The organism is uncultured Mobiluncus sp., from assembly GCF_947087965.1.
Taxonomy (GTDB): Bacteria; Actinomycetota; Actinomycetes; order Actinomycetales; family Actinomycetaceae; genus Mobiluncus.
On record NZ_CAMUES010000001.1, the window covers coordinates 20,072 to 33,346 of the forward strand.

10 protein-coding genes and 3 tRNA genes are annotated in these 13,275 nt (G+C 56.2%); 9 read left to right on the forward strand and 4 right to left on the reverse strand.

Features of this window, described 5'->3' with window-relative positions:
* Positions 1–288: 288 nt before the first annotated feature.
* The 5 genes from Q0V70_RS00100 to eno all read left to right on the forward strand — a co-directional run bounded on the left by Q0V70_RS00100 (position 289) and on the right by eno (position 7,269).
* A complete protein-coding gene (locus Q0V70_RS00100; protein ID WP_297587031.1) occupies positions 289–915 on the forward strand; it encodes a 50S ribosomal protein L25/general stress protein Ctc in 627 nt (208 codons plus the stop codon).
* Positions 916–947: 32 nt separating this feature from the next.
* A complete protein-coding gene (gene pth, locus Q0V70_RS00105) occupies positions 948–1,616 on the forward strand; it encodes an aminoacyl-tRNA hydrolase (RefSeq protein ID WP_297587033.1) in 669 nt (222 codons plus the stop codon).
* A gap of 51 nt (positions 1,617–1,667) precedes the next feature.
* Positions 1,668–5,165: a transcription-repair coupling factor gene (mfd, locus tag Q0V70_RS00110; RefSeq protein ID WP_297587037.1), complete on the forward strand. Its 3,498-nt coding sequence runs from the start codon at positions 1,668–1,670 to the stop codon at positions 5,163–5,165.
* A gap of 67 nt (positions 5,166–5,232) precedes the next feature.
* Positions 5,233–5,823, forward strand: a complete 591-nt coding sequence (locus Q0V70_RS00115; protein ID WP_297587040.1) for a hypothetical protein — start codon at positions 5,233–5,235, stop codon at positions 5,821–5,823.
* Positions 5,824–5,991: 168 nt separating this feature from the next.
* The gene (eno, locus tag Q0V70_RS00120; RefSeq protein ID WP_295027734.1) at positions 5,992–7,269 is read left to right on the forward strand and encodes a phosphopyruvate hydratase; all 1,278 of its coding nucleotides are present in this window, start codon (positions 5,992–5,994) and stop codon (positions 7,267–7,269) included.
* 114 nt (positions 7,270–7,383) lie between these two features.
* On the opposite strand, the gene Q0V70_RS00125 is transcribed toward eno, so the two are convergent.
* A complete protein-coding gene (locus Q0V70_RS00125; protein ID WP_297587043.1) occupies positions 7,384–8,430 on the reverse strand; it encodes an endonuclease/exonuclease/phosphatase family protein in 1,047 nt (348 codons plus the stop codon).
* Positions 8,427–9,983: a mechanosensitive ion channel family protein gene (locus Q0V70_RS00130; RefSeq protein ID WP_297587046.1), complete on the reverse strand. Its 1,557-nt coding sequence runs from the start codon at positions 9,981–9,983 to the stop codon at positions 8,427–8,429. Before Q0V70_RS00130 ends, Q0V70_RS00125 begins: the two co-directional genes overlap by 4 nt.
* Before the next feature lie 113 nt (positions 9,984–10,096).
* Here Q0V70_RS00130 and Q0V70_RS00135 point away from each other — a divergent pair.
* The 4 genes from Q0V70_RS00135 to Q0V70_RS00150 all read left to right on the forward strand — a co-directional run bounded on the left by Q0V70_RS00135 (position 10,097) and on the right by Q0V70_RS00150 (position 11,081).
* Positions 10,097–10,169, forward strand: a tRNA-Glu gene (locus tag Q0V70_RS00135).
* Positions 10,170–10,199: 30 nt separating this feature from the next.
* Positions 10,200–10,273: transfer RNA gene (locus Q0V70_RS00140), tRNA-Asp, on the forward strand.
* A 35-nt stretch (positions 10,274–10,308) separates the two neighbouring features.
* Positions 10,309–10,384 (forward strand) — tRNA-Phe (locus Q0V70_RS00145).
* 100 nt (positions 10,385–10,484) lie between these two features.
* Positions 10,485–11,081: an isochorismatase family protein gene (locus tag Q0V70_RS00150; RefSeq protein ID WP_297587050.1), complete on the forward strand. Its 597-nt coding sequence runs from the start codon at positions 10,485–10,487 to the stop codon at positions 11,079–11,081.
* 91 nt (positions 11,082–11,172) lie between these two features.
* On the opposite strand, the gene Q0V70_RS00155 is transcribed toward Q0V70_RS00150, so the two are convergent.
* Together Q0V70_RS00155 and Q0V70_RS00160 are read right to left on the reverse strand one after the other, a co-directional pair.
* Positions 11,173–12,186: a DUF5692 family protein gene (locus Q0V70_RS00155; RefSeq protein WP_297587052.1), complete on the reverse strand. Its 1,014-nt coding sequence runs from the start codon at positions 12,184–12,186 to the stop codon at positions 11,173–11,175.
* Positions 12,187–12,188: 2 nt separating this feature from the next.
* Positions 12,189–13,241, reverse strand: a complete 1,053-nt coding sequence (locus Q0V70_RS00160) for a hypothetical protein (RefSeq protein ID WP_297587769.1) — start codon at positions 13,239–13,241, stop codon at positions 12,189–12,191.
* Between the last annotated feature and the right edge of the window lie 34 nt (positions 13,242–13,275).

Below are 13,275 nucleotides of genomic sequence, written 5' to 3' on the forward strand. Positions count from 1 at the left end.
AATTGCGGTGTTTTCGTTATTATTGTCGGGTTGCCTCGGCGAGGGGGAACGTGGCGGTCATTCCGCGGCGTGAACCGTTATCGACGCGGCCCGGTAACTTTGCTGGATGCCCTTCGCCCGCTTTTGCTTTTTGAGCATGGCGGGTTTTTCTGTCTCCTGGCAGGAAACGGAGTCGTCTGCCCACCCGTGAGGGGAGCAACGATACTTCGGAAAGGCAGTCCTGCAACAGAATTCCGCGGTCCTCCCGGGAAAACACCAACTGATTATATATTTTGGAGGATACAAAACATGGCTGATAACCCCACTTTGCAAGTCGAACAGCGCACGGATTTCGGCAAGGGCTTTGCTCGCCGCGCTCGGGTCGCTGACAAGATTCCGGCAGTTCTCTACGGTCACGGCACCGATCCGGTGCACCTGCTGCTGCCCTACCACGACACTTTCCTGCTGGTGAAGGACAACGCGAACGCCGTTATTTCCCTGAAGGGACTGAAAGACCCGGTGATGGTCCTGGTCAAGGACATTCAGCGCCACCCGGTAAAGCGCCAGATTATGCACATGGACCTGCTGCTGGTGAAGGCCGATGAAAAGGTGGACGTGGAAGTGCCTATCGAAATCATCGGCGAGCCTAAGGCTGGTTTGGTTGCCAACCAAGACCTGCTGAACATGGAAATTTTCGCTCCGGTTATTGCTATTCCGGAAAAGATCGAGGTCAACGTGGACGGTTTGGAAGACGGCGTAGTGTTGAGCGTGGCCGACATCAAGCTGCCTGAGGGCGTGGAAGCCAAGACCGATCCGGAAGCGATTGTCTTGAGTGTTGCCGCTCCGCAGGAAGTTGAAATTCCCGAGGCGCCGGCGGCCGAAGAAGAATCTGCCGAGGCTGAAGCTGCAGAAGAAACCGAAGAATCCGCTGAGTAGTAGCGGTTTTGTGATACTTGCTTGGATTGCTGATGAGCCCCACTCACGAACCACGTTTGGATCCCTCTCGTCTGGTAGACAAGGAGGGAACCTGGCTCGTGGTGGGGCTCGGCAATCCCGGTGAAAAATATGCCGGAACCCGGCACAACTGCGGATATATGGTGACTGATTGCTTCGTAAAACAATCTGGCCAAACGTATCGGAATCAGTCTCTGACGCGCGCGGGAGTGGTGGCGCGCGTGGCGACAGTGAGCTTGGGCTACGGGGTCGATGCCCCCAAGATTATCGTGGCTCACACCGGCTCGTTCATGAACGAATCTGGTCCGGGGGTGAAAGAATTACTGGATTACTATCGGCTTGGCTCCGAGCGCCTGCTGGTGATTCATGATGAATTAGACCTTGAAATGGGTTACGCCAAGCTGAAAGTTGGCGGCAGCGATGGCGGGCACAACGGGTTGAAATCCATCCAAAAGTCTTTGGGTACAAAAGATTTTGCGCGTTTACGGATCGGTATCGGGCGTCCGGTCAAAATGCCCGGCGGGGGTTCTGAGGTCATCAACTGGGTATTAGGACGTATTCCGAAGTCACAGCAAAGTATCCTCGATGAGGTTTTGGACCGAGCGGTACAATGTGTGACGGATATTGCGGAAAACGGACTGGCGAAAGCTCAAGCCAGGTTACATTTGGGCAACCCCAAGTAAGGGTCGGCGCGTTCCCAAGTCTGGTCTGAGCTGAGAGAGTCAGGTTCATTCATGAGTTTGCACGGTTTACTGGAGGCGACCGGGGCTGCTTTGGCAGGGCTGGAGCCTGACGAGGCGGGTTCGGCGTGCGAATACGTGGCACCACCCGGATTTTATGCCCCACTCATTGCGGGTTTACCCGGTGGTGGCGAAGGTCTAACCGTGGTCCTAGCGCCGAGTACTCGTGCCGCTACCCAATTGGCGCGTGAGCTGGGAGCCTACACTACGGGAGTGGAGCTGTTTCCTGACTGGGAAACCTTGCCGCACGAGAGGCTTTCCCCTCGGGTAGACACGATGGCGCGCCGAATTTGGGCTTTGCATCGGGTGACGCATCCCCATCCGTCAGATGTGGTGCATTTCCTGGTCATGCCCATGCGAGCCGCTCTAGCCCCGGTGAACGCGCATATCGCTGACTATCCCCTGTTTACGGTACGGGTGGGAGACACTTATGAACGTGACACCATGGCTGCAGACCTGTTGCGTTTGGGTTACGAACGGGTTGATATGGTCGGGGCGCGCGGTCAGTTTGCAGTACGTGGGGGCCTGATTGACGTATTTTCACCCACGTCCGCCCATCCCGTGCGTATCGAACTGTTTGGCGACGAGGTAGACACCATCCGGGCGTTTACGGCAACGGATCAGCGGACATTCGGTGGCGACATCCGGGAACTGGTCGCCCCGGCCTGCCGCGAATTACTCCTTGACGACGCGGCGCGAGAGCGAGCCGCCAGCCTGGCCGACCAAATGCCCCAAGCTGTCGAAATACTGAATCTCGCAGCCGATGGTAAGTACGGCGAAGGCTTGGAATCCTTGAGTCCGCTGCTGGGCGCGGAAATGGTGCCCCTGTTTTCCCTGCTACCGCCCGGAGCTCGTCTGGTGGCAACCGATCGTCCACGTTTGGAAGCACGCGCGAAAGAACTGGTGGAAACGACCCAAGAATTCCTGGCGGCTTCCTGGTCAGCGGCTGCAGGCGGCGGGGAAGTGCCCCTGGAGATTGAACAAGCTTCGTTCCTGACCTTGGAACAGCTCCATGCCGCTGCCCAAGAGGCGCGCATGGAAACCGTGTTCGTCTCTCCTTTTGCGGTAGGTGAAAACGCCCAGAACGTGGGGGCGCAAATCGTGATGGAGCCTCCCGCCGGAGAAACTGGACTGATTGGTACAATCAGCGATTTAGTGTCACAAAATTGGAATGTCGTGATTACTACGACCGGTAGGGGGATGGCAAACCGTCTGCGGGATGTCCTCAGCGAGGTGGATGTCCCAGCGAAGGTGGTTGCGGATGCTACCGTGCCGAGCAGCGGCGCGGTACAGATTACGGTGGCATCCCTGGACGAGGGGTACCAGGTCCCCGCAGCGCAACTTTTGGTGGTGGGCGAGGCACAGGTCTTGGGCAAAAAGAAGTCCCGCCACTCCTCGGATAAGGCCAACCTCCCCGCCAGACGACGCAAAGCTATTGACCCACTCACGCTGAACCAGGGAGACTACGTGGTTCACCTGCACCACGGCATCGGACGCTTTGTAAAACTGGCGAAGCGCACCATGGGACGAGGTCGAGAAACCACCTCGAAAGAGTACGTGGTTTTGGAATACGCCCCCAGCAAACGCAACGGGCCCGCTGATCAGCTCTGGGTGCCTACTGATTCCCTGGACTTGCTCTCGAAGTATGTGGGCGGAGAATCCCCCGCGCTGTCAAAGATGGGCGGGGCAGATTGGGCAAAAACCAAGTCCAGAGCCCGGAAAGCGGTGAAAGAAATCGCTCGCGAACTGGTGCGTCTCTACGCTATTCGCCAAGCCACCACCGGGTATGCCTTCAGCCCGGATACCCCCTGGCAACGCGAGCTGGAAGATAGTTTCGAGTTCGTGGAAACTCCCGACCAGCTCACGGTCATTGATGAAGTCAAACACGACATGGAACAAACCGTTCCGATGGACAGGCTGGTCTGCGGCGACGTGGGTTACGGAAAAACCGAGATTGCAGTCCGCGCGGCCTTTAAAGCTGTCCAGGACGGCAAGCAGGTGGCAATTCTCGCGCCGACGACCCTGCTGGTCAGCCAGCATGCGGAAACGTTTACGAACCGTTTTGCGGGATTCCCGGTGACGGTAGCGGCGTTGTCGCGCTTTACTACTGCCAAAGAGGCCACTCGGATTAAAGCCGGGTTAAGAGACGGTTCCATCGAAGTCGTAATCGGAACCCACGCCCTGCTGTCGGGCAATGTTCGGTTTAAAGACCTGGGTTTGGTGGTGATTGACGAAGAACAACGTTTCGGGGTGGAGCACAAGGAAGCCCTCAAGGCTTTGCGTGCTAACGTTGACGTTTTGACCATGAGCGCCACCCCGATTCCGCGCACCCTGGAAATGGCAATCACCGGCATTCGTGGTATGAGCACCCTCACCACCCCGCCGGAGGACCGCCACCCGGTCTTGACCTACGTGGGAGCCTACTCGGATAAGCAGGTTGCGGCCGCTATCCGGCGCGAGCTTTTGCGTGACGGTCAAGTATTTTTCGTACATAACCGGGTGCAATCCATCAACAGGATTGCCGCTCACCTAGCCGAGCTGGTGCCCGAAGCGCGGATTCGGGTGGGCCACGGGCAAATGTCGGAAAAACAGCTGGAATCTGTCATGGTGGATTTCTGGAACCAAGAATTCGATGTGCTGGTGTCCACGACGATTGTCGAAAACGGGTTGGATGTAACCAGCGCCAACACAATCATCGTGGACCACGCGGATCGCTTTGGTCTGTCCCAGCTGCATCAGCTTCGCGGACGAGTCGGCCGCGGGCGGGAACGCGGCTATGCTTACTTCCTCTATCCGCCTGGTACCACTATGAACGAAACGGCTTTTGAGAGACTGAAAACGATTGGAACCAACACCGGGCTGGGATCCGGGATGGCTATCGCTACGAAAGACCTGGAAATTCGTGGTGCCGGTAACCTATTGGGCGGCGAACAGTCCGGACACATCGCTGGAGTAGGTTTTGACCTGTATGTGCGCATGGTGGGCGAGGCGGTGGCAGCCTATAAGGGTCAGGAAGCCCCCGAAGATACCAGTGTGTCGATTGAGCTGCCCATAGATGCCTACATTCCCGAGGACTATCTGGATGTGCAGTCGCTGCGTCTCGATGCCTATACGCGTCTGTCCTCGGCAACCACTGACGCGGAGATTGACCAGTTACTGGAGGAAATGACCGACCGCTACGGACGACCTCCGCAACCGTTGGAACGCTTGGGGGCAGTCGCGAAACTGCGTAACCTGGCGCGGACTCAAAAGGTGCAGGAAATCAAGGTCTTGGGCAAATTCATTCGCTTTGCTCCCGTTGAATTGGCAGATTCGCAGATGGCACGTCTGCAGCGCCTGTATCCGGGGGCGCGGCTGAAACTGACTACGCGCGAATTGTTCATACCCGCCCCAACCAGGAAAAATGGGTTGAGCGAAACTCCGATTGTAGACCTAGAGCTCATGGAATGGGTACAGAAAGTCGTTCGCGGCATCATCAAACCCCTGGTTTAAAATTCCCTCCCCGGTCAAAGAAAAGCTAAGATGGGAACGTTGGGCCGGACTATTGAAGGGAAAAACGATGGCGGAACAGTCCCTCGTGACCAAAACCACAAAAACCGCAACAAAGCTGATGACGGGCGTTGCCGCGCTGGCGCTCGCGGGGGGACTGCTGAGCGGATGCGAAGCAAAACCAGGAGTAGCCGCCTATGGTGATGGATGGGTTGTCACCGAAGCGCAAATCGGAACGGTCACCAAAGAACTGACCGAAGCGGGAATTAACCTCAACGACACGCCGGATATGCAGACCGCACGCATCTATGCCCTACGTTATCTACGGACTCTCAACGAAGGTGGCAAGGATTTGCTCTCGCAGTGCCCGCAGCTTGATGAGATTAAAACCGACTTGTTCAAGGTGAACCCCGCACAGATGTCCCCCGAAACTCGCGATGTCATGCAACTGCTGCTGTGCGCCACTGCCACAGATCAGGGGGTTGCCCACGAGCTGGGCGTGTCACCGGTCAATTCGCAGTTGGCGGCCCAGATTGAACAGGCTTACCAGGCCGGTTTCGACCTAGAGAATGCGAAGCTGTCGAATCGGATGAATCAAACTATTCAGCTGATTCAGCAACGTGCCGCGCAAATGCAGATGATGGGTCAGGCCCAGCAGTAAGCAAAAACTGCGGCGAGAACTGGAAAGTTAAATCGAGAAAAATTTGTTTGTCCGGGGAGAAATCCCCGGACAAATGCGCATTTTTACGAAAGAATAGTAGTGGCTGCCTGTGCCCTCTTTCGGGCGGAGCGGCGGAAAAATAACAACCTGTCACATAAGGAGACTCAGTTGGCAATCATCGAAAGTATTTACGGTCGCGAAATTCTCGATTCCCGCGGTAACCCCACGGTCGAAGTCGAGCTTGAGTACGAAGGGGGTATGGTTCGCGCTGCGGTTCCTTCTGGTGCATCGACCGGCCAGTTCGAAGCGGTGGAACTCCGCGATGGTGATAAGGGACGTTACCAGGGTAAGGGCGTGCTAAAGGCGGTCAAGGCGGTAAATGACATTATTGCTCCCGAGCTGGTAGGGTTTGACACCGTCGAACAGCGCAGTATTGACGCGGCGATGATGGACCTGGACGGCACTCCCAATAAGGGCAAGCTAGGGGCGAATGCGATTCTGGGCGTGTCCCTGGCGGTGGCGAAGGCCTCGGCCGAGGACGCCGGTCTGGAACTGTTCGAGTATCTCGGCGGTCCTAATGCTCACGTCTTGCCGGTGCCGATGATGAATATCTTGAATGGTGGATCCCACGCGGATTCCAACGTGGACATTCAAGAGTTCATGATTGCCCCGATTGGTGCCGAGACGTTCGCCGAAGCGTTGCGGATGGGCGCTGAGGTGTACCACTGCCTGAAGTCCGTTTTGAAGGACAAGGGTCTGGCCACCGGTTTGGGCGATGAAGGCGGGTTTGCGCCGAACCTGGAGTCTAACGCGGAAGCTCTGGATTTGATTCTGGTTGCTATCGAAAAGGCCGGTTACAAGCCCGGCAAGGACGTGGCGCTGGCTTTGGACGTGGCTTCTTCTGAGTTCTACGAGAACGGCAAGTACAACTTCGAGGGCGAAGCCCGCGACGCGGCTTACATGGAGAAATACTACGAGGAACTGATCGAAAAGTATCCGATTGTTTCCATTGAAGATCCGCTGAATGAGGAAGCCTGGGAGGACTGGCAGAAACTCACCGCCGCCATTGGCGACAAGGTGCAGCTGGTGGGTGACGACCTGTTCGTCACGAACCCCGAACGCCTAGAGCGCGGCATCAAGGAAGGCGTGGCAAACGCTCTGCTGGTAAAGGTAAACCAGATTGGTTCGCTGACCGAAACGCTCGAAGCTATCGAGATGGCTCACCGGGCGGGATTCCACACCATGACTTCGCACCGTTCGGGTGAAACCGAGGACACGACGATTGCACATCTGGCGGTAGCGTCCAATGCCGGCCAGATTAAGACTGGCGCCCCGGCTCGTACCGAACGCGTCGCCAAGTACAACGAGCTGCTGCGTATCGAGGATATGCTCGGCGATGCCGCCGTTTACGCCGGTAAGTCCGCATTCCCGCGCTTCCGCGGCTAAGTTCATTTCGTTTCCATAAGTTCCCAGGCTGGTGTCATCATCAGCCTGGGAAACTTTTTACACGCTAGGGCCCGCGAGCTTCCTCCCGGATGGCTCTACTGTGATGCCAAAAGGTTATTGAGCGGCCTTTACGGGGCGCAAATCGTAGATGACCGCCCGGTGATCCGAGATGGGCAGACGCAAAGCTCGCGGTTCGCCCACCAACTCCCAACCGTTGCCCAGCAACTGATCCAGGGCAATCCACGGCTTATCCGCCGGATACGACGGAATCGCCGCATGCAGTTCGGGGTGCTGCTCCGCGGGCAAAGGCTGCAGCACTTTGTCGATTTGGTAATCGCGCAGGTTGAAATCCCCCACCAGCAGGCATGATTCAGAACGCAGGTGGTAGAGAGAACGCCAAGCACGCCGCAGCTGAGAAGCGGCCGTGGGGCGGTGAATTTCGAGGTGAGTTGTGCCTAGCGCAACGGTCCCCAGCGGAGTAGCCAGCCGGGCCGCCAACAGCACCCGCATCTGACCAAACCGAATCCCGGTCCCTTTTGCAGCAACGGGAAGGTCGCGTAATCCCTCGAGAAAGCCGTGAGAAAATCCTTTCCAGGGGTCGCTGCCCCACACGATGCGGGCCCGGACTCTGCCAAGCCGTTTAAAATGCCAAGATTTCACCGGCCAGCGGGAGAGCAGGGCGATACCGTACCCGCTTTCCGCCTTTAACTCGCTGTCCAAAGGACGGCGGTGCAGGACTTGGGACTGGCCCGCGTAAGACGCTCCGATACGCCAGTAGGGCAGGTGTAAAGATTGCGCGAGCACGCTCGCCTGGCGGACGTAACCAGAACGTCGTTGTCCTTTGTCGACTTCCTGCAACGCCAAAACATCCGGTTTCAACCGCTTGAGTACCAGGGCAGTCTGTCGCAGATTTTCCTCAGTCAGCTGGGTGCGAGTATTGACCGAACCCGTTTTGAACAGACTGCGGCAGCGTTCCCCCAAGCCCCGGATAAACGCCTCCACCCGCGAATTCGCCTGTTGAATATCAGGCCAGCCCTCCGCCGGGGTACCCCACTGCAAATTACAGGTAATAATCCGCAGATAACCCGGATTTGGCATAGTTTGAGTGATAGAGCGGGTTCGAGCGGGAGTGGCTTTTCGAGAGTGTTTACTCCGGCTCATTTCTGTGTCTCCTCAGAAGGCGGGATGGTGTCTTTAGTTGTGTTGTCACTGTCAGCAGTTGGCTTGTGGTCAGTTTGTTTGGGACCTGTGACAAGTTTGCGGCGTTCCTCTGCATCGGGAGTCCCGGAATAGAGCCGGTCACAAGTCATGGTGGCGGTGGTACTCATCAACTTGGTATCTTGCAGGGCATCTTGGGAGGGAAGAAGTTGTCCGGGAGCTTCGCTCTGGGTTTCATCCAGACGTCGTGCCTTAAAGCGCCAAGAGCGGCGTTTTTCCTGAATTTTGCGGGCATACTGATCCAAAAGCGGCTCTCCGTAAGGGTTAGTGGGGACAGCTTCGTGCTCTTGTTTCGCGGCGGCCGCGGTGTGGCGATTGCTGTTTGATTCCCGGATTGCGGCGATAGCCAGCTCGCGAGCCTGTTTCTCAATCTCGATTTCGTCTACGGGGAGATGCACTTCCGTCACTTTGTCGGTTTCAATGCGGCGGCGCGGCAGGGCGTAGGAGGCTTCGCCTTGAATCCACTCAATCAGGCGCTCTCGCAGGAAGCACTTGAGATCCCACAAATCCCCGGAGTTTGCGGCGCTCGCCACCAAACGCACCAGCATGGTTTCTTCGGAACTATCTGTGACCTGCACACTGGCGGTGCGACCATCCCACAAATCCGTTTCTGAGAGCAATCGGTCCACTTCGTTACGGAATGCCGCCAACGGCATACGCCAATCCACACGCAGTTCCACTATCCCCAACAAATTGGTGTCCCGTTTGGTCCAGTTTTCGAAGGGCTCCTCGGTAAATTTCTTGGACGGCAGGATGAGGCGGCGTTCATCCCACAAATGAATGACAATATACGTCAGCGTGATTTCTTCAATCGTGCCTTGCTGGCCTTGTACAACGACTACATCACCCACCCGAATCGGGTCGGAGAAAGCAATCTGGAGCCCAGCGAACATGTTGGCCAACACCCCTTGCGCCGCGATACCAGCAATCAGGGAGATAATGCCGGCAGAAGCCAGCACCGAACCCATAGCGGCACGCGCTTCTGGAAACGTCAACGCAATCGCGATAGCCCCGAAAACGCCGAAGAAAACTTGTGAAACCCGGTGCATGACCTGGGCCTGCGTCACCAGGCGATTTGGTTTCGTCCCGCCCTCGAGCTGCGTCCGGGTCATGTCCTCCAGGACAGCGCACAGTTTAATCATCCACACCGTCACGGCAATGATCATGAAAATCAGCAAGCTGTGCGAAATAACGTCGTAACCAGGAACGTTGGGGTTGCGGACTGTCCAATGCCATCCGATAGTCGCCCCCAAGGCAACACAGGTCAGAAATCCGCCCACCCGGGAACGACGCTCCAGATATTTAATCAGGCGGTGTTTGCGTCCCCAGCGACGTAACAAAAATCCGACTACCTGGGAAGCCACCAGTAAAGCTAGGATGCAGACCAAACTGGCAGCCAGAACTGCCATGATGTCCAGGGAAGTTTCCAGGACTTCCTTAACAGCGGTATCCGGAGTTGGATTCGGTTCCGGGGTCTGGCTGAACACAAAACTCATGTCTCTAGCATAGGTTATCGCGCTCGGGATGGCCGGGGGGACGGGAAGTTTTGCACTCTCGGCTTTTTTCACCTAAACTATTTCAAGTCCTTAGCCCCCTGGGCTTAGGCGACGCTCCTATCGTCTAGCGGCCTAGGACTCCGCCCTTTCACGGCGGCAACACGGGTTCAAATCCCGTTGGGAGTACATGTAAACCTTCGGGTTTGCGCTTTGAATGGCCCTGTAGCGCAGTTGGTTAGCGCGCCGCCCTGTCACGGCGGAGGTCGCGGGTTCAAGTCCCGTCAGGGTCGCAGTTCGTCGATGGCCACAAGCTAAGACGAACGTTGGCTCTGTAGCTCAGTTGGCAGAGCGAACGACTGAAAATCGTTAGGTCACCGGATCGACGCCGGTCGGAGCCACCAAATCCTCGCGTCAAGCGGGGACTTTTGGTTTTTACACTTCGATTAGATTAACGGCTGTTCCAGGTCATAATAGAGGTATCCCCAAGACAACGGAGGAACTATGGCCGAAATGAAACGCGCACTGCTGATTGTTGATGTCCAGCCGACCTTTTGCGAGGGCGGATCCTTAGGAGTGGTGGGCGGTAACGATGTTGCCGAGCGGATTGCGGACTTTGTCACTGAGCATGAGGACGAATACGAGATTATTGTCACTACTCAGGATTGGCATATTAACCCGGGAGAGCATTTCTCCGACCATCCAGACTTTATCGACACCTGGCCGCCTCACGGAATGGCGGGTACCGCAGAAGCGGAACTACACGACGCTATTGCCGCCCTCCCTTTTGATGATTCCGTTAAGAAAGGTCAGTACGCGGCGGCTTATTCAGGTTTTGAAGGGGTGAACAAGGCGGGGGATACCTTGGAAGAGATTTTGCGTCGTGCCGACATTACCGACGTGGATGTGGTCGGTATCGCGGAATCACACTGTGTGAAAGACACCGCTTTGGATTCCCTAGACTTGGGTTGGCCGACACGAGTTCTTGAGGACCTCACTGTCCCGGTTTCGGCTGAGCTCGGTCAAGCTGCGCGCATAGAAATGGCGCAGGCCGGGGTCGATGAGATTCCCAGCGCTGACGCTTTCAAAGAAGATGACTGATTCTCTGGGCTTTTTGTGCTGGAGAGCATCTCGGGGGGCAAAGTGTAACCGGTTCGAGAGCGTACCCTCGAACCGGTTACGGATAGCCTAGTTAATCCAGATACCCCAGCTCCTGGGGCGTCTTTCCTAAACGAGTTGCGATACGCTCTTTGACTTCATCAGTCGCGGTGCGGCGGATAATCTTAACGTTTTGGGGCAAATCCGCGTACAGCTCGGTCTTGAACGGATTGCGCTTTGTCTTTACAATCCTCCACACGTGGTAGATGGCCAGTCCCGCGTTGGCTGCCAACGCCAGGAAAGACAGCAGGAACAGCGCGCCGTGATTTTGACTCGCCACGTGGCTAAACATGGAGTCTTGGGTGAAGTGCGGGAATGAGAGCACGAACGCTGACCAGAAAGTCAGGGTGTAGGCGCGGTACTGAATCCAGGCGCCTCTGCCCATCACCATGAATGCCGGAATCGTACAGGACAGCAGCAACGCCACGCCGGAATACCAGGCTCGATCCGACAGGCAGTTGTAGCAATAGGCCACGTTCCACAGGTCATAGGCGATAATCCAGCCAATCGTGAGGTCAGTCCAGATGATGTGACGATTCGTTTTCGACACATAGATTCCGGTCCAGCCGGCAATCATCAGCAGGTTCAGAATCCCTGCAATCCCGTTCATGATGTTCCACGGACCGCCCCAGACCCACATGCCGTTGTTGACATTTCCGTGCAGGGAATAGCATTGGAAGTCACGTATCACGGCTTCGAGGATGTTGATTGACAGAATGATTGGGGGAATCAGCAGGTAGAAGCGGTTGCGGCGCAGCTTCGGGAAGTACTGCAAGGCGACCAAGCAAAGTGAGCCGGCGAGTGCCGAATACTGTTTGGCAATCGCGAACCAGCCCTCGCTTTGGGTACCCGGAATCGAGTGCGGCCACCAGAAAATCGTGAGTAACACCGGTATGACGATGAACAGCGCTATGGCAGCCCACTTGAAACGAATCGCGAGCCAGGCGAGGGTGGCTAACGCTGCGATGACCAGGAAAAGCATCGCGAAATCCCACCATTGCCCGACTTCAAAAAAGAACAGGTTGGGTGCCTCGAGCGGCATGGACATGATTAGTCACCCTCTTTCGACTGATGCTTGCCCCAGCCGGGCAGGTAGGTGCGTTCGCGCTTTTGGCGAATCTGTTCATCCCAGCTGAACTCCGGCTCGCTCCAGTCTACGAAATAGTCTGGGTCAACAGTATCTTCCCACGGGTTGCCCGGTTCGGTGGGCGGCCAGTTCGGGTTGTCGGTGACGGGGGGACGGATTTCGGCCACCGCCGGGCTGCGCCTCCCGTAGCGGAACCATTGCGTATAGGTGTCTTCGAACAGGGGGGTTCCGTCCCAGCGGCCGGCGGGAGTTTCGGAGCGGAAGAAGCGTCCACCCAAGGCTCCGCGCATGAATTTGCCGTGCCACTGCTGTTTCTTGCGGAACTCCGCAACGCGTTTGACGTAAATATTTTGCATGTGAGCCATCACCCCACCGACCAGTTCGATATTGAGCCAGTTGACGACACGAGTGTAGAGATTATCGGGTTCAAAACCGACTCGCCAGTGGTTGAGCAGACGGCAGCGTTCGCCCTTGAGAGGGATAACGTAGAAACACCAGGCTGAAGCGTAGTGCTTCATGAAGGGGAATCGGAAAGCGTAACTGCCGGGGGCAGCGGGTGGGTTCTTAGTATCAACCCATTGCACCAGGTATTTTCCGGGAACGACATCGGCCCATTCCATAGACATACCGTGGTAATCAAAACCAGCAATATCGCCAGGTTGAATAGCGTCCGGAGTTTGGAATTCTTCCTGGATTTCATAGTGATTATAAAATGGGAGACGTGCGAAAGTTCTTTCGAGAAACTCGCTGCTGAATGAGCCTGATTTTTGTACCCCGATTTGTTTCAGAATACGATAAACCGCATATGCGGGGGCGTCAATGTCGATAGCATAAGTAGAAGATTTACCATTCGTGTAGTTTAGGTCAATAATGTCATCGGCAGGGTAGACCCAGTCTTGTTCTGCCCGAGTTGCTTTACCACTAAGCTGCGAAAACGCGAATACTCCCCCGAATATAGGAAGGGTCGCAAGACCTGCAAGTTTCCAGAAAATGTGGCTTTTTGATGAAGTATTCATTTCAATCACCGAGTTCCTAACTCCTCGGGGCTTT

Coding starts and splice junctions, on each gene's coding strand:
- Q0V70_RS00100 (WP_297587031.1), top strand. CDS start 289: ATGGCTGATAACCCCACTTTGCAAGTCGAACAGCGCACGGATTTCGGC.
- pth (WP_297587033.1), top strand. CDS start 948: ATGAGCCCCACTCACGAACCACGTTTGGATCCCTCTCGTCTGGTAGAC.
- mfd (WP_297587037.1), top strand. CDS start 1,668: ATGAGTTTGCACGGTTTACTGGAGGCGACCGGGGCTGCTTTGGCAGGG.
- Q0V70_RS00115 (WP_297587040.1), top strand. CDS start 5,233: ATGGCGGAACAGTCCCTCGTGACCAAAACCACAAAAACCGCAACAAAG.
- Q0V70_RS00125 (WP_297587043.1), bottom strand. CDS start 8,430: ATGAGCCGGAGTAAACACTCTCGAAAAGCCACTCCCGCTCGAACCCGC.
- Q0V70_RS00130 (WP_297587046.1), bottom strand. CDS start 9,983: ATGAGTTTTGTGTTCAGCCAGACCCCGGAACCGAATCCAACTCCGGAT.
- Q0V70_RS00150 (WP_297587050.1), top strand. CDS start 10,485: ATGGCCGAAATGAAACGCGCACTGCTGATTGTTGATGTCCAGCCGACC.
- Q0V70_RS00155 (WP_297587052.1), bottom strand. CDS start 12,186: ATGTCCATGCCGCTCGAGGCACCCAACCTGTTCTTTTTTGAAGTCGGG.
- Q0V70_RS00160 (WP_297587769.1), bottom strand. CDS start 13,241: ATGAATACTTCATCAAAAAGCCACATTTTCTGGAAACTTGCAGGTCTT.